The 24,876-nt window shown below is 64.0% G+C and carries 28 protein-coding genes; 12 read left to right on the top strand and 16 right to left on the bottom strand.

Translation table 11 applies throughout. The features are described 5' to 3' along the window. The first annotated feature begins 43 nt into the window (after positions 1-43). Entirely contained in the window at positions 44-772 is a 729-nt protein-coding gene (locus H0W65_RS01850) for a hypothetical protein (RefSeq protein WP_294003213.1), read from the top strand. 34 nt (positions 773-806) lie between these two features. Here the strand turns inward: H0W65_RS01850 and H0W65_RS01845 are convergent, their stop codons facing one another. Continuing rightward, complete coding sequence (locus H0W65_RS01845) at positions 807-989, bottom strand: hypothetical protein (RefSeq protein ID WP_294003211.1); 183 nt, start codon at positions 987-989, stop codon at positions 807-809. 234 nt (positions 990-1,223) lie between these two features. Here H0W65_RS01845 and H0W65_RS01840 point away from each other — a divergent pair, with 234 nt between their 5' ends. Further along, entirely contained in the window at positions 1,224-3,557 is a 2,334-nt protein-coding gene (locus tag H0W65_RS01840) for an ATP-dependent helicase (protein WP_294003209.1), read from the top strand. A 97-nt stretch (positions 3,558-3,654) separates the two neighbouring features. On the opposite strand, the gene H0W65_RS01835 is transcribed toward H0W65_RS01840, so the two are convergent. From H0W65_RS01835 to H0W65_RS01825, 3 genes are all read right to left on the bottom strand, one after another. Beyond that, complete coding sequence (locus tag H0W65_RS01835; RefSeq protein WP_294003207.1) at positions 3,655-4,692, bottom strand: hypothetical protein; 1,038 nt, start codon at positions 4,690-4,692, stop codon at positions 3,655-3,657. A gap of 608 nt (positions 4,693-5,300) precedes the next feature. Beyond that, positions 5,301-6,122 carry a hypothetical protein gene (locus H0W65_RS01830; protein ID WP_294003205.1) on the bottom strand — a complete coding sequence of 274 codons (822 nt, stop codon included), beginning with the start codon at positions 6,120-6,122 and terminating at the stop codon, positions 5,301-5,303. A 279-nt stretch (positions 6,123-6,401) separates the two neighbouring features. After that, entirely contained in the window at positions 6,402-6,830 is a 429-nt protein-coding gene (locus tag H0W65_RS01825; protein ID WP_294003203.1) for a Pr6Pr family membrane protein, read from the bottom strand. 200 nt (positions 6,831-7,030) lie between these two features. Here H0W65_RS01825 and H0W65_RS01820 point away from each other — a divergent pair, with 200 nt between their 5' ends. Further along, positions 7,031-7,540 carry a DUF1697 domain-containing protein gene (locus H0W65_RS01820; protein ID WP_294003201.1) on the top strand — a complete coding sequence of 170 codons (510 nt, stop codon included), beginning with the start codon at positions 7,031-7,033 and terminating at the stop codon, positions 7,538-7,540. A gap of 56 nt (positions 7,541-7,596) precedes the next feature. Here the strand turns inward: H0W65_RS01820 and H0W65_RS01815 are convergent, their stop codons facing one another. From H0W65_RS01815 to H0W65_RS01800, 4 genes are all read right to left on the bottom strand, one after another. Next, positions 7,597-8,106: a hemerythrin domain-containing protein gene (locus H0W65_RS01815; protein ID WP_294003199.1), complete on the bottom strand. Its 510-nt coding sequence runs from the start codon at positions 8,104-8,106 to the stop codon at positions 7,597-7,599. A 112-nt stretch (positions 8,107-8,218) separates the two neighbouring features. Next, complete coding sequence (locus tag H0W65_RS01810; protein WP_294003197.1) at positions 8,219-8,470, bottom strand: hypothetical protein; 252 nt, start codon at positions 8,468-8,470, stop codon at positions 8,219-8,221. Between the two features lie 97 nt (positions 8,471-8,567). Next, positions 8,568-8,774: a cold-shock protein gene (locus tag H0W65_RS01805; RefSeq protein WP_294003195.1), complete on the bottom strand. Its 207-nt coding sequence runs from the start codon at positions 8,772-8,774 to the stop codon at positions 8,568-8,570. A 186-nt stretch (positions 8,775-8,960) separates the two neighbouring features. Further along, positions 8,961-10,268: a serine hydrolase gene (locus tag H0W65_RS01800; protein ID WP_294003193.1), complete on the bottom strand. Its 1,308-nt coding sequence runs from the start codon at positions 10,266-10,268 to the stop codon at positions 8,961-8,963. A 163-nt stretch (positions 10,269-10,431) separates the two neighbouring features. On the opposite strand from H0W65_RS01800, the gene H0W65_RS01795 reads away from it, so the two are divergent. Genes H0W65_RS01795 through H0W65_RS01780 form a run of 4 tightly spaced genes read left to right on the top strand, consistent with a single transcriptional unit; the run spans position 10,432 to position 13,620 of the window. Beyond that, complete coding sequence (locus tag H0W65_RS01795; RefSeq protein ID WP_294003191.1) at positions 10,432-10,719, top strand: hypothetical protein; 288 nt, start codon at positions 10,432-10,434, stop codon at positions 10,717-10,719. Next, on the top strand, positions 10,716-11,390 hold the full coding sequence (gene pyrF / locus H0W65_RS01790) for an orotidine-5'-phosphate decarboxylase (protein WP_294003189.1): 675 nt from the start codon (positions 10,716-10,718) through the stop codon (positions 11,388-11,390). The genes H0W65_RS01795 and pyrF overlap by 4 nt, the downstream gene beginning before the upstream one ends. Positions 11,391-11,446: 56 nt before the next feature. After that, positions 11,447-12,310, top strand: a complete 864-nt coding sequence (gene accD, locus H0W65_RS01785) for an acetyl-CoA carboxylase, carboxyltransferase subunit beta (protein ID WP_294003187.1) — start codon at positions 11,447-11,449, stop codon at positions 12,308-12,310. After that, complete coding sequence (locus tag H0W65_RS01780; protein WP_294003185.1) at positions 12,310-13,620, top strand: folylpolyglutamate synthase/dihydrofolate synthase family protein; 1,311 nt, start codon at positions 12,310-12,312, stop codon at positions 13,618-13,620. Before accD ends, H0W65_RS01780 begins: the two co-directional genes overlap by 1 nt. Here H0W65_RS01780 and H0W65_RS01775 read toward each other — a convergent pair. Further along, positions 13,617-14,954, bottom strand: a complete 1,338-nt coding sequence (locus H0W65_RS01775) for an MFS transporter (protein ID WP_294003355.1) — start codon at positions 14,952-14,954, stop codon at positions 13,617-13,619. The genes H0W65_RS01780 and H0W65_RS01775 overlap by 4 nt on opposite strands. 149 nt (positions 14,955-15,103) lie before the next feature. On the opposite strand from H0W65_RS01775, the gene H0W65_RS01770 reads away from it, so the two are divergent. Further along, complete coding sequence (locus tag H0W65_RS01770; RefSeq protein ID WP_294003183.1) at positions 15,104-16,243, top strand: aromatic ring-hydroxylating dioxygenase subunit alpha; 1,140 nt, start codon at positions 15,104-15,106, stop codon at positions 16,241-16,243. Here the strand turns inward: H0W65_RS01770 and H0W65_RS01765 are convergent. Then, a complete protein-coding gene (locus H0W65_RS01765) occupies positions 16,240-16,671 on the bottom strand; it encodes a response regulator (protein WP_294003181.1) in 432 nt (143 codons plus the stop codon). The genes H0W65_RS01770 and H0W65_RS01765 overlap by 4 nt on opposite strands. 23 nt (positions 16,672-16,694) lie before the next feature. Here H0W65_RS01765 and H0W65_RS01760 point away from each other — a divergent pair, with 23 nt between their 5' ends. Together H0W65_RS01760 and rsmD are read left to right on the top strand one after the other, a co-directional pair. Continuing rightward, positions 16,695-17,519 (top strand): pseudouridine synthase, encoded by an 825-nt coding sequence (locus H0W65_RS01760; RefSeq protein WP_294003179.1) that lies wholly within the window; start codon positions 16,695-16,697, stop codon positions 17,517-17,519. Further along, positions 17,516-18,061 carry a 16S rRNA (guanine(966)-N(2))-methyltransferase RsmD gene (rsmD, locus tag H0W65_RS01755; RefSeq protein ID WP_294003177.1) on the top strand — a complete coding sequence of 182 codons (546 nt, stop codon included), beginning with the start codon at positions 17,516-17,518 and terminating at the stop codon, positions 18,059-18,061. The genes H0W65_RS01760 and rsmD overlap by 4 nt, the downstream gene beginning before the upstream one ends. Here rsmD and H0W65_RS01750 read toward each other — a convergent pair. Both H0W65_RS01750 and H0W65_RS01745 read right to left on the bottom strand, forming a co-directional pair. Beyond that, entirely contained in the window at positions 18,058-18,414 is a 357-nt protein-coding gene (locus H0W65_RS01750; RefSeq protein WP_294003175.1) for a hypothetical protein, read from the bottom strand. The genes rsmD and H0W65_RS01750 overlap by 4 nt on opposite strands. A gap of 125 nt (positions 18,415-18,539) precedes the next feature. Then, complete coding sequence (locus tag H0W65_RS01745; RefSeq protein WP_294003173.1) at positions 18,540-18,854, bottom strand: UrcA family protein; 315 nt, start codon at positions 18,852-18,854, stop codon at positions 18,540-18,542. 147 nt (positions 18,855-19,001) lie between these two features. Between H0W65_RS01745 and H0W65_RS01740 the strand changes: the two genes are divergently transcribed. Continuing rightward, complete coding sequence (locus tag H0W65_RS01740) at positions 19,002-19,901, top strand: LysR family transcriptional regulator (protein WP_294003171.1); 900 nt, start codon at positions 19,002-19,004, stop codon at positions 19,899-19,901. Here H0W65_RS01740 and glmS read toward each other — a convergent pair whose 3' ends face one another. The 3 genes from glmS to H0W65_RS01725 form a co-directional block, all read right to left on the bottom strand. Beyond that, positions 19,902-21,725 (bottom strand): glutamine--fructose-6-phosphate transaminase (isomerizing), encoded by a 1,824-nt coding sequence (glmS, locus tag H0W65_RS01735; protein ID WP_294003169.1) that lies wholly within the window; start codon positions 21,723-21,725, stop codon positions 19,902-19,904. After that, the gene (gene glmU / locus H0W65_RS01730; RefSeq protein ID WP_294003168.1) at positions 21,726-23,081 is read right to left on the bottom strand and encodes a bifunctional UDP-N-acetylglucosamine diphosphorylase/glucosamine-1-phosphate N-acetyltransferase GlmU; all 1,356 of its coding nucleotides are present in this window, start codon (positions 23,079-23,081) and stop codon (positions 21,726-21,728) included. A gap of 90 nt (positions 23,082-23,171) precedes the next feature. After that, the gene (locus tag H0W65_RS01725; RefSeq protein ID WP_294003167.1) at positions 23,172-23,717 is read right to left on the bottom strand and encodes a hypothetical protein; all 546 of its coding nucleotides are present in this window, start codon (positions 23,715-23,717) and stop codon (positions 23,172-23,174) included. A 214-nt stretch (positions 23,718-23,931) separates the two neighbouring features. On the opposite strand from H0W65_RS01725, the gene H0W65_RS01720 reads away from it, so the two are divergent. Further along, positions 23,932-24,324: a hypothetical protein gene (locus tag H0W65_RS01720; RefSeq protein ID WP_294003165.1), complete on the top strand. Its 393-nt coding sequence runs from the start codon at positions 23,932-23,934 to the stop codon at positions 24,322-24,324. A 109-nt stretch (positions 24,325-24,433) separates the two neighbouring features. On the opposite strand, the gene H0W65_RS01715 is transcribed toward H0W65_RS01720, so the two are convergent. Continuing rightward, positions 24,434-24,876, bottom strand: a 443-nt coding sequence (locus H0W65_RS01715; RefSeq protein WP_294003163.1) for a polyhydroxyalkanoate synthesis regulator DNA-binding domain-containing protein, incomplete at its 5' end; no start/stop codon positions are given.

Genomic DNA, 24,876 nt, shown 5'->3' with positions numbered 1-24,876 from the left:
TATGCAATCCTTCGATCGAAGTTCGCGGTTCCAGGGGAGAGAAATGAAACCCGCTATCCATCATCGCCGCGCACGATATCGCAGCGGGTGCGCCGCCGCACTGGTCATCCTCGCCGCGGCGCCGGCGCTGGCACAGAAGCAAGACCACTCACCGCCTGCACGCCCGGTATCCCCTAATCCCTACAAAACGATGGCGCCTCTCGCCGCCTATTTGCCGCCGAGCGAAGCCGCCGAGATCGCCTTGGCGCGCTCAGCCGCTCCGCCGTCCATCTCCGACGATGCCGAGATTCTGGTGTTCGACGCCCGCGGCCACCATCGCGCCGTTGCAGGCAAGAATGGTTGGACGTGCATGGTGCAGCGATCATGGAACGACGCTCTCGACAAACCCGATTTCTGGAATTCGAAAATCCGCGTACCGATCTGTTTGAACTCCGCCGCTTCCCGAAGCGTTTTGCCGGTCTATCTCGAACGCACGAAATGGGTGCTCGCCAAACGTTCGCTACCGGTAATTCTCGCTAACGCGAAAGCGCTCCGGGTGCCTGCCCCGGAACCCGGAGCGTTCGCAATCATGATGTCCAAACAGGGCTACCTTGCCGACGACATCGGGCCGGCCGGACCGCACGTCATGGTGTACCTGGACGTGCCGGCTTCGGCGTGGGCAGCGGGTCTTCCCGGATCGCCGATCGGGATGGCATTACCGGGGTACAAAGGGTCGGACACCGTCTTTTATATGGGAGTCCGGAAATGGTCCGACGGAACGCTTGCCAAGTAGGACCGGAAACATCAGGGGGGCGAGCCAAAGCCCATCAATTAAAGCTGCCCCAGAAAAGCAGATCGTTCATCTCCACTTTTGCAGCGCAAGCGATTTGCTCCGGCGTTACGGCGATGTCATCGACGGCAACATCGGTACCACCATTTTTATTACGACTTCCGCGCATCTTCCTGAAGCCGCACGCTTGAACGCGCTGAACCGCGACGTCGATCTTCATCGCTTGGAAGGAAGCGGCGGCTCCTTGGGCAGCGCGGAGCGCTCAGCCTCTAGCTGTTCGCCATATCTGCGGCCGCAGACGCGGCCTTAATAGAGCATCCGGCGAGGACGAGCAGCGAGGCGATCAGCAGGACACGCATTTTGGTCGTTTCGCATCGCATTGTCCGCCGCGCAACATCCGTTCGGCCTACTTCCTCCGGTTGCCTGGAACGCGTCCCTTCCCTACCTCGGCCAAGTGCCTAAACTCCCTGCCCTCGCCCCCGAACCTGCGTACCTCCAGGGGCTGAACCCGCCCCAGCGCGAAGCCGTGCTGACGACCGAAGGGCCGGTGCTGATGCTTGCCGGCGCGGGCACCGGGAAAACCGCGGCACTGACGGCCCGGTTGGCCCACCTCATTGCGACGCGCAAGGCGTGGCCGAGCCAGATCCTCGCCGTCACCTTCACCAACAAGGCCGCGCGCGAGATGAAGGAGCGCATCGCGCGCATCTCCGGCGGAGCGATCGAATCGATGCCGTGGCTCGGCACCTTTCACAGCGTCGCCGCGCGCATGCTCCGCGCCCACGCCGAGCTAGTCGGCTTGCAGTCCAATTTCACCATCCTCGACACCGACGACCAGCTGCGTCTGCTCAAGCAATTGATCGTTGCGTCCAACCTCGATGAGAAACGCTGGCCCGCGCGCCAGTTTGCCAGCGTCATCGACCGGTGGAAAAACCGCGGCTGGAGCCCCGCCCACATCGACGCTGGCGAGAGCGAGGCCTTCGCCAACGGCCGCGGGCAGGAGCTCTATGCGGCCTACCAACAGCGCCTCATAACCCTCAACGCGTGCGACTTCGGCGACCTGCTGCTGCACATGCTGACGATCTTCAAGGCCCATGCCGACGTGCTGGAAAGCTACCGCGACCGCTTCCGCTACATCCTCGTCGACGAATATCAGGACACCAACGCCAGCCAGTACGAGTGGCTGCGGCTCCTGGCCGAGCCGCGCCGCAACATCTGCTGCGTCGGCGACGACGACCAGTCGATCTACTCCTGGCGCGGGGCCGAGGTCGCCAACATCCTGCGCTTCGAGGTCGATTTCCCCGGCGCTGCGATCATCCGGCTCGAGCAGAACTACCGCTCGACCCCGCACATCCTCGGCGCCGCCACCGGGCTCATCGCCCACAACGCCGGCCGCCTCGGCAAGACGCTGTGGACGGAGCGCAACGACGGCGACCGGGTCAAGGTCATCGGCGTGTGGGACGGGCCCGAGGAAGCGCGCCGCGTCGGCGAGGAGATCGAGGCGCATGTCCGCCGCGCTAACGGTCAAGAGGGGGGCACCCTCGACGACACCGCCATCCTGGTCCGCGCCCAATTCCAGACGCGCGAGTTCGAGGAGCGGTTCATCGCCATCGGTCTCGCCTATCAGATCGTCGGCGGCTTCCGCTTCTATGAACGCGCGGAAATCCGAGATGCGCTCGCCTACCTCCGCCTCGTCGCTCAGCCGGCCGACGACCTCGCCTTCGACCGCATCGTCAACGTCCCCAAACGCGGCCTCGGCGACAAGGCGGTTGCCGGCATCCACCAGTTCGCCCGCGCCACGCAGCAGCCGCTGCTGCTCGCCGCCGCGCAGATGCTCGACAGCGACGAATTGACGCCCCAGGCGCGGCGCAGCCTAGGCCGTTTCGTCGGCGACATCGCCCGCTGGCGGTCGATGGCGGCAACCCTTTCCCACCCCGAGCTCGCCCGCCTGCTGCTCGACGAATCGGGCTACACCGCTGTCCTCCAGGCGGAGCGCAGCGCCGAAGCCGCCGGCCGCCTCGAAAACCTCGCCGAGCTGACCCGTGCGATGGAGGAGTATGAAACGCTCGGCGCCTTCCTTGAGCATGTCAGCCTGGTGATGGACAATGACGCGGCGCGCGGGGAGCCTAAGGTCACCATCATGACCATCCACGCCGCCAAGGGGCTCGAATTTCCGCTGGTCTTCCTCGCCGGCTGGGAAGAAGGCGTATTCCCGTCGCAGCGGGCGCTCGACGAAGGCGGCCTCGCTAGCCTCGAGGAGGAGCGCCGCCTGGCCTACGTCGCGATCACCCGCGCCCGCACCCGGGCGACCATCCTCCATGCCGCCAACCGCCGCATCTACGGCCAATGGACCAGCAGCATCCCCAGCCGCTTCGTCGCCGAATTGCCCGACGCTCACATCGACAGCGAAACCACCATGTCCGGCGGCGAATCCCTATGGCGAGCCCAATGGAGCGAACACGCCGACCCGTTCGCGCATCTCGGTCCTGCCCAGGCCATGCGCAGCGCCAGCCGCGGACCGGGGTTTCAGCGAGGTGTTCTGAAATTCCGCTCATCCTTAGCGGCGTCGAGCGAAGTCGAGACGCGCACGTCGAGGGGCCCCATCGAAGCCCGCACCTCTGCTGTCAGCCTCGGCAACAAAGGCCGCGACGACCTCACCCTGGGCCAACGCGTGTTCCACGGCAAATTCGGCTACGGCGTAATCGCCGCGATCGAAGGCAACAAACTTGAAATCGAGTTCGAAAAAGCGGGGCGGAAGCGGGTGCTCGACAGCTTCGTCAGCCCATCTTGAGTATCGAACTCTCCAAAGGCACGAAGCTGGCCTTTCCGGGTGACCGCCAATGGGACAAGCATTGGGGGCCGCCCGGTGCACACAGGTCCAGCTTGGATTAATATTTTCTAGCATCTCTTATTTGCGTCTTCATTCGGATCGGCCCCTGGAGTTTGACGTATCCGGCTGCAAAGACCTTGTCGCCGGTCGCCATGACGTCAGCGATACATGCTTTCCTGAATTGGGGGACGTGCACGCCTCCACAAATTTTCGTCGCCCGCGCTTCACTCATCTGGGCTAGCGGATTGGTATTTGGCAGGCGACAGTTGCCGCCTTGCCTGGGCCACTCAGCGTTGGTGAAATTGACGCCTGACGTTCCCGCTTGGTAGTGGAACAGCGAGGTCGCGCCGCTGACCCTCCAGGAATCCGCAAACTTTTCGTAGAGGATCTTATGCCGTTGCGGGAGCCCGCCGGGGATCGGCCCGACACTGCTCCCGTCGGAAAGGGCGGGCAGCCAGGAATCCTTTGCGATAGGGCCTGCAATACCCATGGCGCTGGTCGCCGGCGTGAAATCAAAATCCAGATACCAGAGGCCGGTTGCGCTCCACCAGGTCGGGATGATGCGCACTCCCCATCCATCGCGAAGCGTGATGCGAAGTTCTCCGCTCACCCGGCTCAGGTTGATTCTCGTGCCGTCGTTGAGAGTCATGCCCTGGGGACGGACCGAGGCGCGTTTGCCGTCGATGCGCAACTGCATCTGCGGCGATCTGGCATTGCCGACGCTCGCCGGCTGATATGAAAATCGATGCCCTGGGCTTTTAACGGCGGCGGCCGTGTTGATGCTTGGACAAGCGGAAATGCCCGTATGGGGATCCGGGGGCAAAGGCCCGACCGTCGATACCGGTGTCATCCTCGATTGAACCTCGAAACCAGAGTCGTCGTTCTTTAACAGGACGAACTCACCGGCACCCTGAAAATCATAGTGCCTTCCGTTCATCGTTGTGATGTGCGGGTCCCCTTTCACGTTTGGGCCGGATACGGTGTAACTGCCCGGGCCCATATTGGCCGTACGCGCACTGATGTACCAAAGGCCGAGTGGAAGGTTGAAATTGCCTCCGAGTTCGCCGTTGAACGCGGTCAGCTGAACGTCTGCCATGTTCATTCCGCCTTGGGCGACCCAGAATCTCTGGGGTGTGCCCTGGTACAGGGCCTGCCATTGAATTCCCGGACCAATCACCCGAAACCTGCCGGCAGCTAAAGCAGGAGTTGGATTGCCGCCCGTGGTGACCATACATGTGCCACCGGTGCAGTCCTTTGTTGCCCAGACTACGTCTGCGCTTGCCGGTATGGACGTCGCAAGCACGACAAGCGAGGCGCTGCACAGGCATGCCATCCTCGCTGCACCGGGGAATTGCGAGATGAAGCGGTACTGGGTTGCCGTTCGGCCTCCGATGTGTCGCATGTTCGACTCCAACGGTTAGATCGATTCGGCGGGGTAACAATACCAGATTTTTCCCGCCTGCGCATCACGAGTCAGTGTGTGGGAGATGAAAGTAGCAATTCAAATGCGCGTCAGCCTCGCGCGGCCGCCTGACCGCAGAGCTATTGTGCAGTTTAATCACAGTGGACCTATGGCGTCCGGCGAAGGTGTCGAATGACAGGCTATTTAGGATAGGTTCGTGATGGCCCCGCCGGAGGTGCCCACCGTGCCGTTTTCGCGAAAAGGGCTGCCGGCCCGCTCAAAGGCAGGCCGGCACCACCCGCTTACTGTTTGATCGCGGTATATTTGGTCGTCGATCCGCGCTCCTTGTTGTCGAAGACGACGTTCAGCTTGCCGTCGGCGCCGACGGTCATGGTCGCGACCCCGATCACCTTGCCGTCGCGCTTGTCGGTCTCGCGATAGACATTGGCCGAGACTCGTTCGACCGACGCGACTGCCCCGGTCGTGTCCCCCTTGATCGGGGCATCGGTGCCGTCGAGCTTGGCGGTGTAGCTTTGGCCGGCCGGGCTGCTCATGCTGAACGTATCGCCCTGCTGGTTGAAGGTCACGATCAGGCCCTCGTCCGACACATTCTCATATTTCGCCGGTTTCCATGATCCCGAAATCGCGTGCGCACCGGCCGGTGCCGGCGCGACCCGGGCTTCGGTATATTTGCCGGTCACCGGCGGCGCGTCGGGCGTGGACGTGTCCTTGAAGGTGCCGGTGAACATCTGACCGTCGGCCGCCACGGCCAAGGTAGTTTCGCCGATGACCTTATCAGCCATCTTGTTGGTGCGGGTGATGGTGTGATCGTCGACCACCTTGACCGCCGTGCTGTCATAATAGGGCGATCCGCTCACGGGATGGAAAGCACCATCCGCCGCGACGGCCACTTTCGGGGTGCAGGATTCGCAAGAATATTGGCCGTCCTTGACCAGATAGGCATCGGGTTTCTGGTCGATTTGAACCGAGCCGAGGTCGGCTTTCCAGGTTCCGCTGATACCTGCTTCGGCTGCGGGCGCCGAGGGTGCGTCCGGTTGCTTATTGCAGGCGGCAGCCGAAACTAGCAGCGCAGCCACGAGCATCTTGCTCTTTACATTGTCCATGGGAATGGCCCCTGTAACGCCACGGTCCCGCCGCGATTGGCGGATTTGGCGGCGGGACATTCGTGTCACGAAAACGCGTGCATGGGTGACAAGATCGTCCGATCAGCGGTTAAATCACCGTTAACCACATCGCGCAACCTCTGTCGATCGCCGCCCCATCCGCCTATCCACCGAAATCGCACCGCCCGCGACGATCCCGAACACTACCAGCACCCCCAGGATGCTTCCCGCCAATTCCACCAACGTTTGCGCCGTCGGGTCGAGGAAAAAATAGGGGTACTAGCCGTCGATCGCCCCGCGCCCGAGCGCATAGGCAAGGTAAAGCGCTGGCGGGAGCAGGGCCCATTTGAGATCGCGCCATCGAAGCGCGCCGTGCGGCATCATCGCCCAAAGCATCGCGAACAAGATGGGCGTCACATCGTGCAGGGCGGCATCGGCGACCTTCTGCCAGCCGGTCGGGCTCCACAAAGAGCGAAGCAACAGCGAATAGACGAAGCCGACCGTGACGATCGCGGTCAGGCCCATCAGCCGCGCCCTTGGGCTCGTCAGCCGACCTTTCCCACCCAGTGCGGTCGCGGTGGCTATCGCCGCCACGGCGATGTTCAACAATATCGTGAAGAAGCCGACGAACCGCCAAGTCGCCAGCCCGACGCCCACCGCACGCGCGAACACGACATATTGCAGCACCAGCCCGGCCCAGCCGACCATCGCTGTGATCGCTGCTACTATTCTCGCGCGCGCCCTCGTGCCTCTCGAAAAAAAACTATCCTACATGAAGTTGATCTGCACATGAATGTGCCGATGAGCAGCGCAATTTACCAGTTCCGGCGTCTCCTTGCTTTCGGTGATCTTCTACGCGGAGTTAGTACAACTTTTGTGACTTTCCGCGCACGCCGGTCCTGCCGCACATGACCGCGACCATTGCCCTTCTGCGGGCGATCAATGTCGGCGGCACTGGCAAGTTGTCGATGTCCGAATTGAAGGCGATGGCCGAGGAGCTTGGCTTCGCCAACGCTCGAACCTACATCGCCAGCGGCAATTTATTGTTTGACACCGACTTGACCGAGGCCGCGGTCAAAGCACGCGTCGAAAAGCGTCTGGCGGACTATGCCGGCAAGCCGCTCGGCGTCCTCGTCCGAACCGCCGCCGAAATGGCGCGCGTCGCCGCCAAAAATCCGTTTGCGGATCAACCGGGCAACCGCGTCGTCGCCATCTTTCTGGATGGCCAGCCGCCGAAATCGGCGCTTACCGATCACCGGCACTTCATCGACGAGCGGATCGCGCTCGGCGCCCGCGAAATCTACGTCCACTACCCCAGCGGCCAGGGTACCAGCCGCCTCATCATTCCCGCCGGAAAAGCCGGCACCGCGCGCAACCTCAACACCGTCACCAGGCTGGCCGAGTTGGCGGCCGGCTGACACGAAAGCGCCCGCCCCGCAAAGGGCGAGCGCATCGTCGTTCAAACGCTTTCGCTTCAGATCCGCGTCGTTTCCAGGGTGGTCAGTTCTGGCGTCGGCAGGCCGCTCGCATCAATCTCACCCATCAGCTCCGTCTTGCGTGCTGAGAGCTGGTCGCCGAGCGCGTCCATATCGACGCCGGCCTTTTTCGCTTGGGCGAAAATGCCCTCAAGCCGTGCTTCTTCTTCCTTGACGTGATGCTCGATCTGTTCGCTTAGCACCTTGACCTTGGCGTCGTAATATTCGTCATCGGGGCCGCCCTTTTCGATTTCGGCGATCAGCACCTTGGCGCCGTCATGCTCGACATAGGCTTCCTTCAGGTCCGCCTCTTCGACCTTGCCCTCGCAAGCCGGGTAAAAGATTTCCTCTTCGATCTGGGCATGAACGGTGAGTGCCTTGCAGATGCCGAGGGCGATCTTTTCCTTCGCGCCGTCGCCGCTCGCCTTTTCAAATTTCTCGAACATTTGCTCGACCTCGCGGTGGTCGGCTTTCAGCAATGCGACTGCGTCCATATCGGTTTGGGCCATGATCCTCTCCTTTAGCAGGGAAACATGCGGCGGACGCAGCTGTTCCTCTTGCGATTTATTCGCAAGGGCGGACGCTATTTTTTGGGGGGCGGCGGCGCCTGAACGCCGGGATCTATTGGGTAAGCGGGAAGGCCATGTGGGCCATGTCTTCACCAGACCGGGTTTCCTCGCTCGCCTTGACCTCGGCCTTCCGCCGCTCTTCTTCCTCACGCATCCGATCGGCCTTGACCGAGCGCGAGGCAAGAGCGTCCCAGGCGGCGGCGGCGCGCAGGTGACCTTCGCGGACGTTGGCCAATGTCGAAGCGGCGGCCTTGCCCCGTTCCTCGGCAGCTCGCGTCAGGTAGAAGGTGGACTGCTGCGACATGGGGGCGCCTTTGGCTGGAGGGACGGGAAACAACCCGGCCCCGTCCGCGAAGGACGGGGCCTGGCCGACCCTCCGTTAAAACGGAGGGGTTAGGCGCTTAGAGCGCCTTGAGGTTGGTCGCGCTTTCGCGGCCGCGCCGATCGGGCGCCAGTTCGTAGGAAACGCGCTGGTCGCTGACCAGGCTGCGCATCCCGGCGGCTTCCACCGCGCTGATGTGAACGAAGGCGTCGTTGCCGCCGCCGTCTGGGGTGATGAAGCCGAAACCCTTCATCTCGTTGAAGAATTTCACAGTACCTTGTATCATATCGGGTCCTTCCCGGAAGGCGGATCGCCTGTCGAGCCGCCAAAGCTAGAAGCGGCGGAGAAGAAGGAAGGGACGGTAGAACCGCTCTTTAACCGACGTCGTGCAACTGGTAGCGCCGCTCTGATAGGGCAAGTGCTGGCGAAAAGCAATTTTGCCGGTTTGGTCGTGATTTCGCAGGCTGGCACCTCAAGCGGCTCGGCGGTGATCCTGGCGTTGAGCCACTTCCTGTGGTTGCGGCGAGGGAACCGAGCCACTCTTGTCGATTTCCATCCAGTCGCGGAACTCGAGCCCGTAGAGCATATCCATCACCTCGAACTCTAGGCCTCCCGGCTGGAAGGTATTGCTGTTCCACAGCGCGACCACGCCGCTCTTCATCCGCGGATCGAACAGGATCAGCGAGCGATAGCCGTTGACGCCGCCACGATGGCCGACGATGCGGTGGCCGGCATAGTCATAACTGCGCCAGCCATAGCCATATTGCGGATCTTTCAAACGCTCCCCGAACTTGCGCAGCCGTCCGCGCTCGTTGGGCGTGGCCACCCGCGGCGCGTGAATCGTCTCCAGCAGCTTGGAGTCGAGCACGCCCGGCATCTCCCCCATTTGTGCCAGCATCCACAGCGCCATGTCCTTGATGTTGCTGTTGACACCGCCCGCTGCGGGCACCCGATAGTAAATATCGTTGACCTCCATCGGCCGCCGTCCAACGCTGTGCGGCCGCGCCCAGCTTTGGGCGCTGACGAGTCCAGCGCGGGTCAGGCTGGCGGAGGTCATGCCGATCGGCCCGAACAATTCGCGCTGAACTTCGTCCTGGTAGCGAACGCCGCTGGCCATCGCGACGATCTCGCTCGACGCGTCATAGGCGACATTCTGATAGTCCCAGCAGGTGCCTGGCCGGCAAACGCTGTTGAGGGTGACCAGCGAGCGGCGAAGCTGGGTAACGTCCTGCCCCTCCTCCAGCTTGTTGTCGAATGCGTTGCGATAGAGGCCAAGGCGGTGGGACAGTACATCGCCGACAGTGGCGATTTGTTCATTGCCGCCCGGCAGGCGTAGCGACGGGGCCAGCGTATTGACCGGCTGATCGATACTCAGCCGGCCCTGCTCGGCCAGTTTGGCAACCATTGTCGCGGCCACTCCCTTGGAGCAGGACGCCCAGCGGAACACCGTTTCCGGGGTGACCGCCTCGCCCGACCCAGCAACCGTTTCGCCATAGCCGTTCAAGAAGGTGATACGGCCATTTTCGACGATGCCGACCGCCATGCCGACCATCGTCGGCTTCTGCGCCATCCGCCGCAACCGCGCGTCAAGGTTGGCATAGTCGATCTTTCGCCGGCTGGCGGGCTCCACCAGAGAGAGGCGCGCGCTCATCCGGCTATTGGCCTCGGCCTGCCGGTCTTGCTTTGAAAGCTGGACCGCCTGTCCCGACGGACGGCCAAGGGCAAGCGCGGTAAAGGCCAGCGCCGCGGCGCCCAGCCCGATCTTAACGCGATGTTCCAACAGAAATATGCCCCTCCCCGCACCGCTCTGCCGCGCCTACGATGCGCGCTCAACTCCCGTGGAATCATGCTGCGACGGAACGAAGGTAACGAGCGCCGAACGGCGTAAGGCTGGTCAGCCGCGCCCCGCTGGCTTAAAGGCGTCGCTCTTGGTGGGAGTGACGATGAATTTCCTGAAGACGCTATTGTGGGTGGTAGTCGCGGTCTTCCTGGCCATCTTCGCGACCCGCAACTGGAGCGATGTGACGGTCAACCTATGGGGCAATCTTCAGGCCGAGATTAAAATCCCGATTTTGCTCGCGCTGATCTTCCTGATTGGGTTTCTGCCGACCTTTCTTATCCTGCGCGGCCGCCTATGGGCGCTGAAGCGCCGTTTGCTAACCGCCGAGCGCCCCGCTTTGGTGCCGATCAATAATCCTTCGCCCGATATCGAGCCGGATCCAGCCTCATGACGAGCCCGATCTATGTCGCTATCGACACTCCCGACCTGGCGCGTGCTAGAATCATTGCGGCCGCGGTCCGCCGTCATGCCGGCGGACTTAAGCTGGGCCTCGAATTCTTCTGCCACAACGGTCGTTCGGGCGTGCTCGAAATGGCCGAGCTTGGCCTGCCCATCTTCCTCGATTTGAAGCTCCACGATATTCCCAACACGGTTGCCAAGGCGATCCAGGCGCTGGCCCCGATTGCGCCCGCCGTACTGACCGTCCATGCGTCGGGTGGCCGGGCGATGTTGGAGGATGCCAAAGCGGCCGCCCCGGCGGGGACGAAGGTCGTCGCCGTCACGATGCTGACCAGCCTCGACGATCGCGACCTCGATGCAACCGGAATCAACGGCAAGGCGCACGATCAGGTGGAGCGGCTTGCGCTATTGTCGCGCGAGGCTGGGCTAGACGGCATCGTCTGTTCCGGCAATGAGGTCGCGGCGGCGCGCAATGGCTGGAAGGATGGCTTTTTCGTCGTCCCCGGCATTCGCCCGGCCAACGGTGAGCTGGCCGATCAAAAGCGCGTCATGACCCCGCGCGAGGCGATGGATTCGGGCGCGTCGATCCTGGTCATCGGCCGGCCCGTGACCCAAGCCGCCGATCCCGACGCCGCGCTGAAGGCGATCGCGGCTACGCTATAGTAGACAGGCAACCAGGCCGGGCCTAACCCCCGCGCCGACAATCAGACGAGGTTTCGATGAACTGGCTGAGCCGGGTTCGCAATGGCATTCAATCACTGACCAAGCGACAGAGCGAGGACAATCTGTGGCACAAGTGCCGCAAATGCGCCTCGATGGTGTTCACCAAGGAATGGGCCGACAATGGCTATGTCTGTCCGCGATGCGACCATCACGACCGGATCGGGCCGGCGGCGCGGTTCGATGCGCTGTTCGACCGCAAGAAATATGAGGTCCTGCCGAGCCCCGAGGTGCGCGAGGATCCGCTCAAGTTCCGCGACACCAAACGCTATTCGGAGCGGATCAAGGCAGCTCGCGCTTCGACCGGCGAGCGAGACGCGTTGATCAATGCGATCGGCAGGATCGAAGGCAAGACGGCGGTCGTCGGGGTCCAGGACTTCGCCTTCATGGGCGGATCGATGGGCGTCGCCGTAGGTGCCGCCTTCCTCGCCGGGGTCGATAAGGCAATCGCGCGCAAATGCCCTTACGTCCTGTTCACCGCCGCCGGCGGCGCCCGGATGCAGGAGGGCATCTTGTCGCTGATGCAGATGCCGCGCACCACCGTGGCGCTGGCGCGGCTGCGCGAGGCGGGACTGCCCTACATCGTCGTCCTGACCGACCCGACCACCGGCGGCGTCACCGCCAGCTATGCCATGCTCGGCGATGTCCAGCTGGCGGAGCCCGGCGCGCTGATCGGCTTTGCCGGGCAACGGGTGATCGAGCAGACCATCCGCGAGAAGCTGCCCGAGGGCTTCCAGCGCGCCGAATATCTGCTTGAGCATGGAATGATCGACATGGTCGTCCACCGCCACGCGCTGAAGGACCGGCTGGCACGGCTGATTGGCTATCTGGCGCCCGACAAGGACAAGCAGAAGGCCGCTTGATGAAGGAAGTGATCCGCTCGGCGGATCCGCGGGTGGCGGCACTGATCGCCCGGCAGGCAACCCAATATGCCGGAGGCGATCAGCTTGGCCTCGACAGAACGATCGCCCTGCTGGAGCGGCTTGGCCGTCCACAGGATCGGCTGCCGCCCGTGCTCCATGTCGCCGGGACTAACGGCAAGGGCTCGACTGTCGCCTTCCTCCGCGCTGCCTTGGAAGCGGCCGGGCACACCGTCCACGCTTTCACCAGCCCCCACCTCGTCCGCTACAACGAGCGCATCCGCATCGCCGGCAAGCTGATCGACGACGAGCAATTGGGCGAGCTGATGAGCCGCGTGCTCGACGCCAATGGCGATCTCGGTGCGAGCCTGTTCGAGGTCAACACCGCGGTAGCCCTGCTCGCCTTCGCCAACACGCCCGCCGACGCCTGCATCCTCGAAGTCGGCCTTGGCGGCCGCCTCGACGCAACCAACGTCATCGAGAAACCGCTGGTCACCGGCATCGCCAGCCTCGGCCTCGATCATCAAGCGTTTCTCGGCAAGCGGATGGTCGACGTAGCGTCCGAAAAGGCCGGCATCGCCAAGCGCGGCGTGCCCCTCGTCACCCAGCTTTATCCGCCCGCCATCGCCGGCCGCATCGGAGAAATCGCACATCAGGTCGGCGCCATCTGGGAGCCGCGCGGACTCCACTGGAACGCCATCATCCGCCAAGGCCATCTCCACTACCTCGACCGGCGGGGTGAGTTGCCTCTGCCGCTCCCGCGCCTTCCCGGCAGGCACCAGGCTTTGAATGCGGCGCTCGCCGTGGCCATGCTTCGTCATCAGGATCAGCTCGCCATCACGCCCACGGCCTTGGGCGCGGCAATGGGCTGGACGCAATGGCCGGCTCGGCTGCAGCAGCTTCGCGACGGCCCGCTGCTCGAGATACTCCCGCGCGGCAGCGAGCTGTGGATCGACGGCGGCCACAACCCCAGCGCCGCGCGCCTCATCGCGGCTCACGCAAAGCGCGCCTGGGGCGACGGCTTGCCGCTCACCGTCCTATTCGCCAGCCTCGCCGGTAAAGACGCCGCCGGAACGCTTCGTCCGTTCGTCAACATTGCCCAGCGCGTCCGCACTTTGCCGATTGAAGGTCATGATTGCCGCGATCCGTACGGCCTCTCGTCGGTGGCAACCGAAATGGGATTTGACGCATCCGTCCACCAAGGAATCGCCGATGCCCTCGCCAGCCTCGCCGAGCCGTCGCGAGTCCTGATCTTCGGTTCGCTCTACCTTGCGGGCGAAGCGCTCTCGCTCAATGGCTGGCAGCCCGACTAGGCCGCCGCCGCCGGGCTCGCCCGCGCATCGCCTTCGCCCTCGACACCCGCCGTCCCGATCGACGAGTCGACCAGCCCGCTTCGCATCATGATCCAGAACAGGATGATGCCCGGGAAGGCGACGACCGTCGTCAGCAGATAGAAATTCACATAGCCCATCGCTTCGACCAGCGCTCCCGCCGTGGTACCGGTCAGGAAGCGACCGACGATGCTCGCCGCAGCCGAGATCAGCGCATATTGCGACGCCGTGAAGCGCAAGTCACACAGCGCTGAGAAATAGGCGATCACCGTCACCCCGCCGATCCCGCTGGCGATGTTCTCGAACGCGATCGCGCCGGCCAGGCCGCTATTGGAATGACCGGCAGCCGCGAGCGCGGCGAAGCTGAAATTGCTGACCGCCATCAGGATCAAGCTGATCAGCACGGATCGCTTCATGCCGAGGCGCGAATATAGAACGCCGCCGATGAAGATGCCGATGAGGTAGGCCCAAAAGCCAAAGCCGACATCGTAGATCGCAATCTCGTCGTTGCTGTATCCCATGTCGTCGAGCAGCAAGCGCAGCGTCAGCTGCCCGAGCGTATCGCCGATCTTGTGAATGAGGATGAACAGGAGAACGAGGAACGCCCCTTGCCGCTGGAAGAACTCGACGAACGGGACATAAACCGCGCGTACCGCTTCCCCCATGCCGCGGCGCACCTTGGGCTCACGGTGACGCTTGGGTTCGCCATAGACCAACCCGGTGATCATCGCCGGAAATGCAAAGGCGGCGCAGGCGAGATAGGCAAATTCCCAGCCGATGCGTGCCGCCAAGACCAGCGCCAGCCCGCCCGCGGCGACCGATCCGATGCGCCAGCCATATTGGACCATGCCCGATCCTACGCCGAGCTGGCGCGGCTCGAGAATTTCAATCCGGTAAGCGTCGATGACGATATCGAAGGTGGCGCCCGCGACCCCGACCAGCACTGCCGCATAAGCCGTGGTCAGCAGACTCGCCGACGGATCGACGAACGCGAGGTTGGCGACCGCCGCGATAACCAGCACGCCCGCCAGCAGCAGCCAGGAAACGCGCTGACCTAGCCGGTGTAGAAATGGGATGCGCACCCCATCGACCACCCAGGCCCAGAGAAATTTGAGGTTGTACGCGAGGAAGGCGAGGGTAAACGCCGTGATGCTTTTCTTGTCGAGTCCGTCCTGCGCCAGCCGCGTGGTCAACGTTGCGCCGATCATCGCATAGGGAAAGCCCGACGAAATGCCGAGGAACAGCGCGGCGAGCGGCGCCCGTTCGAAGTAGGGACGCACCCCATCCCACCAGTTGGTCCGCGGGCTGGCCGCCATCGCTTGGTCGCTCACTCGAATCTCCCGCCTTGCGTTGTTGCGAGCCTAGCAGCGAACGCGGGGCATAAAAGGGGAGACGTTTCTGTACCCGCGTCGACGCGTTTCAGTTCGTCCTTGCGACGGACCGGTGCTTGGCGCAGACTCTTAACATGGATCAAATGGTCAAAGTTCACCGTCCGACTTTGGGGCAGCGCGCCCTTGCCGAAGCGCTGGCCCGCGGCGATGCCGCACTTGGCGAGGGGATCGAGACGATTCCCGCTGCCGTCTATACCGACCCTGAGCGCTATGCGGCCGAGCGCCGGGCGATCTTCGATCGGCTGCCTCACTTGCTCGGACCCTCGGCGCTGCTCCCCGGTTCGAACCAGGCGATCGCTCACGACGGCTATGGTACGCCGCTGATCCTGACCCGCGACGCCGACGGGCGGGCGCACGTCTTCGCTAATGTCTGCCGTCATCGCGGAACGCGTTTGATCGATTCGGACGAGGTGGTGCCCGCCAAGCGCATCGTCTGCCCCTATCACGCCTGGGCCTACAAGCCCGACGGCGAGTTGGCCGGCATTCCACGCGCCGACTGCTTTCCGGGCCTCGACAAGGCCGCGAACGGCCTTCACGAATTCTCTTGTGTCGAGGCTGGCGGCCTGATCTGGTGGGCCAAGGACGAGAGCGCCGATTTCGGCGACGCGCTCGCCCTAGCACCCGACCTCGATGCGTTCGGAGTCGGCGGCCTTCATCTCTACCGCCGCCGCACGCACGATGTCGCTGCCAATTGGAAGCTGATCATCGATGCCTTTCTCGAAAGCTATCATGTTCAGCGGCTCCATGCCTCGACCATCGCCGGCTTCTTCGCCGATGGAATCACCGTCGCCGACACCATCGGCGTGCACCAGCGCGCGGCGGTCGGCCGGACTTCCTACCTGTCGGAGATCGATCGCGACGACTGGACTCTATTGCGCAAGGCCGTGACCTACACCTATCAGCTGTTTCCCGCCTCGGTGGTGATCGTCAGCCCGGACTACATCAATTTGTTGATCGCCATGCCGCAGTCGGTCGGGCGGACTTTGGTCGAGGATATCATGCTGATCCCCGAGCCGCCGACCAACAACGAGGCGGAGGATCATTGGCAGCGCAGCTGGGAACTGCTCGACGAGGGCACATTCGGCAACGAGGATTTCCAAGCCGCGGCGCTGTGCATGCGCGGTCTTTCGTCAGGACAGATCGACCGCGTCACCCTTGGCACGCTCGAGCACGGACTCGCCGATTTTCATCGCAAGGTGGAAGCGGCGCTTTAGGTTGTAATCCGTTGGTAGAGGGTAAGCCCCGCCGGCGGCTTGGCCTTCTTGCCGGCCAGATGCTGGTCGACCGCCTTCAGGGCGGCCCTGAGAGTCCGCTCGTTATACGGCTTCATCAGGCAGCCGACGACCAGGTCGGAGGCGTTGTCCGGCAACTTGCCGGTCGAGAATAGCACTGGAATGCCGCGTTTCCTCGCGACCTCGGCCAGGTCGACCCCGGTGCGGTCGCCGGTCAGGCGGACGTCGGACATGATCAGATCGACCTGTTCGCGATCGAGCACCGCGACCGCGTCGCGGAACCGATCGACCGTGGCCACGACTTCGTAACCGGCGTCGCCGACCATCGTTTCATTGTCGAACGCGGTCAGCGGCTCGTCCTCGACGATCAGTATCCGCTTGACGATCTGGTTGCGCTTCCCGAACAGCATTCCCAACCCGTAGGAAATAAGCGATGCCCCCGCAACGAACGAAGCGTGCCCCGGTGCCGCGACGGCCCCACCGTGGCGGCGGCCCGTCGCAAATCGTCCGCGGCCCCAAACCCGGCCCGTCCCGCGACGAAGGACCGCAGCGTATCGCCAAGCTACTCGCGCGCGCCGGAATCGCCTCACGGCGCGACATCGAAAAAATGATCGGCGAAGGGCGCATCGCGCTCAACGGCGGGACATTGACTACCCCAGCTACGCTGCTCGAAACGCTCCAGGGCGTCACCGTCGACGGTCAGCCGGTCAAGCCGCCGACCGCCGCCCGGCTGTTTCGCTTCAATAAGCCGCAGAACACTCTGACCGCGACTCGCGATCCGGGCGGTCGGCCGACAATCTACGACAAGCTGCCCGCCGGTCTGCCGCGACTGATGCCGGTCGGCCGGCTCGATTTTATGACCGAAGGCCTGCTGCTCCTGACCAACGATGGAGAGCTGAAGCGCCAGCTCGAACTGCCCAGCACCGGCGTTGTCCGCACCTACCGCGCCCGCGCATTCGGCGCCGTGACACAGGCGCAACTAGAGGAGCTGGCCGAGGGTGTCACCGTCGAGGGCATGCGCTACGGCTCGATCAACGCCAACCTCGAGCGGCGCACGGGGCGCAACTGTTGGATCGAGATGGCGCTGACCGAGGGCAAGAACCGCGAGGTTCGCCGCGTCCTCGCCCACCTCGGCCTGCAGGTGTCGCGCCTGATCCGGACCAGCTATGGCCCGTTCACCCTCGAAGGCCTCGACAGCGGCGACGTTGCCGAAATTCAGCGCGAGGAACTGTTTCAGTTCAAGCGAACGCTCAAGTGAGGGTGATCGCCGGCGCCTGGCGCGGGCGGTCTCTCGTCGCGCCCCAAGGACAACAGACCCGCCCCACGGCCGACCGCACGCGCGAAACCCTCTTCTCGATGCTGGTCAGCCGTCTCGGCAGCTTCGAAGGGCTGCGCGTCGCCGATCTTTATGCCGGCTGCGGCGCGCTCGGCATCGAGGCCCTGTCGCGCGGAGCCGCGCAGGCCGTGTTGATTGAAAATGACCGCGCCGCGCTGGACGCGATTAACGCTAATTTGGCCTCGCTGGGCGCCGGCGAACGGGCCACCGTTCGGGCCGCGTCGGCCGCTGTCCTGCCGCGCGAGGACCCGTTCGACCTGATTCTCGCCGACCCGCCCTACGCCGAAGGGTCGGGCGACGCGGTGGTGCGGGCTATCGACGCTGCCCAATGGGCCGCGCCCGGCGCATGGATGGCAATCGAAACGGCGAGCAATCAGCAGATTGCGCCGACGTCTGTCTGGTCGATCGATGCCGAGCGCACCGTGGGACGCGCGCGACTGACCTTGCTTTACCGGGGCGCCTAGCTCGGCTTCGCAGCCTTCCTGATTTCGCCGACCTCGGTCAGCAAGCGCTTGCCGATTGCCGCTGCCGCCGCTCTGCCCGCAGCCTTGACCGCTTGTGCCGATCCGCCGGTCTTACCCTTGCTGCTGCCGGAGAATCCCTTCTCGGCGATCGCCGCCACCGCAGCCATCGCGCCCACCGCGAGCAGATCGCCGATTAGCGGATGATCGGCGAGCTTGCCCAGCTTCTCGAATCCCTTGTGGTCCCCGCCGGCTTTCTTACCGCGCTTGGCCGATTTGACCTTTCTCGTCGCCGTTTTGGCTGAAGCGGGCTTTTTCTTCTTTTTCGTACCGTCCGCCGCTTTCGCCTTTGCCATGATCATCACTCCCTGTTGGCCGGTGTGGCGGCGAACTCGATGATCGTCATGTCGGCGTCTAGGCAAGCCCGCGCAAGAGCGCCGGCCCAACTTCTCGTCGGGCCGGCGCATTTTTGACGTGGCTCTCAGCGAGCGGCGATCTGGCTTTGGGCTGGTTGCGTCCGCTGGGCGACGATGCGGTCGCGCTCGGTGCGGACCTGGGTGCGAGCGTTGACCTTGCAGGCGCTGACTTGATTCTGGCCAACGAGATCGGACGGGGACGCCTCGCCGCAAGCGTCGACGATTGCGATGGTCAGCCGCTGATCGAGAATGCGAAGGCCGGTGGCGGTCGAAAGGTCGAGATCGCCCGCTACAACGACGCGAGTCGTCGGGCCGATCGGCTGGGCCGACAGCGGCACGGAAATTACGGAAAGCATCAGAAATGGAAGAAGGCGGGTCATGGTCGCTATCCCTTTTTTTTATCCGGACAAACCCGGTGTGACGCCTTAAATAACCCCCTGATTCAGTTTTAATAAGCAACGATGTTGCAAAATGGTTCTGCATTATTGCAGAATGCATTCCGTTGCCGAGCGGCGCAGGGAGCGGATATGATCGACTGGAACGACCTTCGCTATTTCCTCGCCGTCGCCGAGGGCGGAAGCACCCTGGCGGCCGGGCGCGCGCTGCGTGTGAGCCAGACCACGGTTGCGCGCCGCATCGCCGCGCTGGAGCAGGCGGTCGGCTTTCCCCTCTTCGATCGCCGCCAGGCCGGCTATGCGCCAACTGCGGCGGGCGAAACCCTGATCGACCGCGCGAAAGCGATGTCCAAGGCCGCCGACGGCTTCGCCGAAGCTGCGGCCGCCGAAGCCCGCAACGTGAGCGGCACCGTCCGGCTGACCACCGAGGAGATCTTCGCCCACGCCTTGCTGACCCCAATGCTGGCCGAGCTTCACGGTCGCCATCCGAAGGTCCGGATCGAGATCGACACCGCGCGGGGCATCCGCGACCTCGGCGCCGGCGAGGCCGACATTGCCCTTCGTAGCACGTCTTACGCCATGCCGGCGGGGGTGGTCGGGCGACGCCTGTGCGACGACGATTGGACACTCTACTGCAGCCGCGACTATGCCGACCGAAACGGCGTGCCCCGGACCAAGTCCGAACTGAAATCGCATGCCCTGGTCGGCGGCGGCGGCGGCAATCTTGGCCGCGCCTATGAGGCGTTCCTCGAAGAGCTTGGCCTCACCGGGCAGGTGGTGATCCACCAGGGCAGCTCGACCGGGTTACTCAGCGGCGTCCGCTCGGGTCTCGGCATCGGCGTGCTTCCCTGTCTCGTCGCGGAGGGCGAGCCCGACCTCGTCCGTTGCCTTCCGCCGAGGCGGGATCATGGTCGAAAATTGTGGCTGCTGACCCACGAGCGCGTACGCCACGCACCGCGCGTTCGTCTGGCCATCGACTTCCTCTACGAGCGATTGAAACAGCGCGTCAGCGACCTCAACCTCGCAACCTGATCATTCGACGGTGACACTCTTCGCCAGGTTGCGCGGCTGATCGACATCCGTCCCCTTGAGCACCGCAACATGGTAGGCGAGCAGCTGCACCGGCACAGCGTAAACCAGCGGCGCGATCAACGGGTGGACGCTCGGCATTTCGATCGTCGCCATGCACCCCTCGCCCGCCGCCGCCAGCCCTGCGGCGTCGGAGATGAGAATAATCCTTCCGCCGCGCGCACGCACTTCCTGCATGTTGCTGACGGTCTTTTCGAACAGCGGACCTGACGGCGCGAGGACGATCACTGGGACAAGATCGTCGATCAACGCGATCGGGCCGTGCTTCATCTCGCCGGCTGCGTAACCTTCGGCATGGATGTAGCTGATCTCCTTGAGTTTCAGCGCGCCTTCCATAGCCATCGGATAGTCCGGGCCGCGACCCATATAGAGCACGTCGCGCGCTGGGGCGACGAGGTGCGCCATGCCCGCGATTTCATCGTCATGGCCTAGCGCGTCATTCATCGCCTCGGGCGCTTCTCGCAGATGCGCGACCAGTTCGCGTTCCGCTTCCTCGCTGAGCCTTCCCTTGGACCGCGCCAAATTGGCGGCAAGCGCGGCGAGCACCGCCAACTGGCACGTGAACGCCTTGGTCGAGGCGACTCCGATTTCCGGCCCGGCATGGGTCGGCAGCAGCAGGTCGGCCTCGCGCGCCATCGAGCTGGTCGGGACATTGACCACCACCGCGATCACCTGTCCCTCGGCGCGCGCGTGGCGCAGCGCGGCGAGCGTGTCGGCGGTCTCGCCCGACTGCGAAATGAACAACGCCAGCCCGCCCGGCTCGAGCACCGGCTCGCGGTAACGGAATTCGCTTGCCACATCGATGTCGACCGGCACGCGGGCGAATTGCTCAAACCAATATTTGGCGACCATCCCGGCGTAATAGCTGGTCCCGCAGGCGACGATCGTCACCCGGTTGACGCTGCCAAGGTCGAACTCGATGTCGGGCAGCGCGACCCGCCCTTCGAAGGGCCGAACATAGCTTTGCAGGGTTTGCGCCACGACGATCGGCTGCTCGAAGATTTCTTTCTGCATGTAGTGGCGGTAATTGCCCTTCTCGGTCGTCGCCGAAGATGCGCCGGAGTCGACGATCTCGCGCTCCACCGTCTGGTTGGTCCGATCGAAGATTTGCACCTTCTCGCGCTCGACCACGACCCAATCGCCGTCGTCGAGATAGGCGATCCTCCGGGTCAGCAGCGCCAGCGCGAGTGCATCCGACCCGAGGTAATTTTCACCTGCCCCGTAGCCGACCGTCAGTGGGGCTCCCATCCGCGCGCCGATCACCAGCTCGGGGTGATTCTCGAACAGAAAGGCGATAGCGAAAGCGCCGTGCAGTCGCGGCAGAACGGTCGCGACCGCCTCCTGCGGCGCCGCGCCTTGTTCGACTTCGCGCGCGACCAGATGCGCGACCACTTCGCTGTCGGTCTCGCTGTGAAACTCGCGCCCTTGCGCGAGCAATTCCTCGCGCAAGATTTTGAAATTCTCGATGATCCCGTTGTGGACCAGCGCCACCGGCCCGACGATGTGCGGATGGGCATTGTCGACCGTCGGCGCGCCATGTGTCGCCCAGCGTGTATGCGCGATGCCAACGTCGCCGCCCAGCGGCGCGGCATCGAGTTCACGCTTCAGATTCTCAAGCTTGCCCTCGGCCCGCCGCCGGTCGAACCCGTCGGCGCCGACAGTACAAATTCCGGCCGAGTCATAGCCCCGATATTCAAGCCGCTTGAGCCCGTCGAACAGCCGTCCCGCGACCCCGCTCCGCCCGACAATCCCGACAATCCCGCACATTCAGCTCACGCCCTTCTTGGCGAGCGCCTTCTCGCGGAACCGCTTGGCCCAGCCAACGAAGCCGCGCTGCTCGCCGCGAGCGACGGCCAGGCTGTCGGCGGCGACATTCTTGGTCACCACCGATCCCGCGCCCACGATCGCCCCGTCGCCGATGCTGACCGGGGCGACCAGGCTGGTGTTTGACCCAATGAACGCGCCCGCGCCGATCACCGTCCGATGTTTGGTGAAGCCGTCGTAATTACAAGTAATCGTGCCGGCGCCGATGTTGGCCTTCGTGCCGACGTCGGCGTCGCCGATGTAACTCAGATGATTGGCTTTGGCGCCGCGACCCAGCCGCGCCTTTTTCATTTCGACGAAGTTGCCGACCTTGGCGCCTTCTTCGAGCACCGCGCCGGGCCGCAGCCGAGCGAACGGCCCGACCTCGCAGCCGCTCGAAATAGTCGCGCCTTCAATGTGACTGAAGGCGCGGATGAAGGCGCCGTCGGCAATGCTGACTCCTGAACCGAAAACAACATGCGGCTCGATCGTACAGTCACGCCCAAGCTTGGTATCGGCCGAAAACCACACGCTTTCGGGATCGATCAGCGTTGCCCCTTGCTCCAACGCTTCCTCGCGCCGCCGCCGTTGCCAGTCGAGTTCGAGGTGGGCCAGTTCGGCGCGGCTGTTGACACCCGCGGTCTCGAACGCCTCGCCCTCGATCGCGACCGGGTGCCGCCCCTCGCCCCGCGCGATCATGACGATGTCGGGCAGATAATATTCATGCGCGGCGTTGTCGTTACCGACCTGCGCCAGCCAGCGGAACAGATCGGCCGAGGCTACCGCCATCATACCACTGTTGCACAGCTTGACCGCCCGCTCGGCCTCGTTGGCATCCTTATATTCGACCATCTTCGAAATGCGGTCGTCTTCACCCAGGATTACGCGGCCGTAGGTCTTTCCGTCGGGGGGCGAACTGGCCAAAACCACCACTCCGGGGTCGTCGCTGCCGCCCAGTCGCTGGATCATCCGCTGTAGCGTTTCGCCCGTCACGAACGGCGTGTCCCCATAGAGGATTAGCACCGGCCCCTCGGCTCCGGTGAGCGCCTCGCTGGCCTGTTGGACGGCATGGGCGGTGCCCTTTTGCTCGGCCTGCACTGCGGTCGTCACGCCGTGTCCGGCGAGCGCCGCTTCAAGCTGCTCGCGGCCTTTGCCGACGACCACCACGCGTCGATTGGCGCCAAGGGCATCGACCGTGTCGAGCAGGTGCAGCAGCATCGGCTTCCCGGCGATCGGGTGGAGCACCTTGTGAGTGTCCGACCGCATCCGCGTGCCCTGCCCGGCCGCCAGCACGACGACTGAAAATCCTGCCTGCTTCATGACCTCGCCATGGCACGGCGCTTCGCCCTTTTCCAACGCAAAAGAGGCTCCGGAACCTGCGCTCCGAAGCCCCAGTTCGCTGATCTCCGGTCAGCTGGCCGGCGTGGTCTTGGGCTTGGCCGGCGCCCGCTTGCGCGCGGTCGCGCTCGAGCGGCGCTTGGTGGTCGTCGATTTGCGCCCCGCGGACTTGGCCGTCGCCGGCTTGGCGGTCGAGGTCTTGCGAGTCGCCGACGCCTTGCGCTTAGGCGCTGAGCGACTCTTGAGGCCGACCGCCTTTTTCACGCTCGCCGCGGCGTCACTGGCGGCGCTCTCGACATCGTCGGTCCATTTGCCCGACATCACTCGTTGGGCAGCCTCGGCCACCGCTTCGGCGATCAGCGAGCCAAGCTTGGAGGCATTGGTCATCATCGCTGTCGCCGCGCTGCTCGCGGTGTCGGCGGCATCGAGCCCGGCATCGCGAATCGCCTTGCGCGCCTTGGGGCTGGCGGCGATCGCCGCGGCTGCGGCAGTCAGGCCGGCCGCGAGCATCTCGCGACTCATCGCCGCCTTGGCGATTTTGTCTAAATTGCTTTTGCCCGAAGACTTGCTGCTTCCGGCTTTCTTGGTTCCGCCGCTGCGCGTTGTAGTTCTTGCCATTGGACGCTCCCGTTGAAACTGTCCCGAACAAGACGGTCCAGCGCCGAAACGGTTCCTCAAAATGGCGGAATTGGCAAGTTAAAGGGAGCTGTCGCACCACACGACAGCTCCCTTCGACATGGTCAGCGATCGGGCGTTCGAGCCCGGGAGACCGTGGCAGGGCTGGTTAGGCCGCCCTCTCCCAAGCGAACTTATCCGACCCCTTTGCTGAACCATGAGACATCGGATCACCTCCTTTCGCTGCGTTGAAGCTACCCGCAACATGTTGTGGGAAGGCGACAAGATCAAGTCTTGTATTGTGGTTCAAATTCGGCAATCTTCGATGCTTCGCGCCGCTTCCGGCCAACTTGGCACCGCCAGCACGCTGCCCGCGCTCCCCGATAATAAGAACCGCCCCCGGCTGAAGGCGATCGCGTCGAGCAGCGGGTTGGTCGCGGCCAATTTCGTGCCCGCTGCGATCGCCCGACTCGTCGAACTGGTGACGATCGTCAGCGGCGCCGGCGCGGCGCCTGGGCGCTCAATGCTCACCATCCGCGTCGTTCGGTCGCAGCGAATCGTCAGCACCGTTCCAAATCGCGCCTCGGACCCGCTCACGGTCGGCACATAGCTCCATGATCCCGCCGACAGGGGCAGCGACTTCCACCCATCGAACGACATGGTCGGGATCGGCGCCCCAGCCGATGCCGCGGCCAACGCGAAAAAACATGCGAGCCGACTCATTGGCCGAGCTTGTCGACCTTGGCCTGGAGCGTGGCGAGTTCGGCTTTGAGCTTGGCGATCTCGTCCGCCGCTGCGCCTTCTGCAACCTTCTTGCCGCCGAACGCCTGGGTCGCGCCCTCGAACATGGCCATGTTGCGCTTGGCAAGGTCGGCGAACATGTTTGGCCCGAACGCGCCGGCGACGGCCGCCTGGTTCTTCTTGAAAGCCTCCATCGCCGCTTCGAGATAGGGCGGCACCGCGCCCTCCATCTGCCCGCCGTAAAGCCCGATCAGCTGGCGCAGGAAATTGACTGGCAGCAGGGTCGATCCGCGTCCTTCCTCGTCGACGATGATCTGGGTCAGCACCTGGTGGGTGATGTCCTCGCCCGACTTGGCATCGATGACCTCGAAATCGCGGCCTTCGCGGATCATCGTCCCCAGCTTGTCGAGCGTGATGTAGC

Origin of the sequence: Sphingomonas sp. (assembly GCF_013816785.1) — a bacterium.
Classification (GTDB): domain Bacteria; phylum Pseudomonadota; class Alphaproteobacteria; order Sphingomonadales; family Sphingomonadaceae; genus Sphingomicrobium.
The sequence above is the reverse complement of the archived record's forward strand: the minus strand, read 5'-3'. Positions and strand labels throughout refer to the sequence as shown.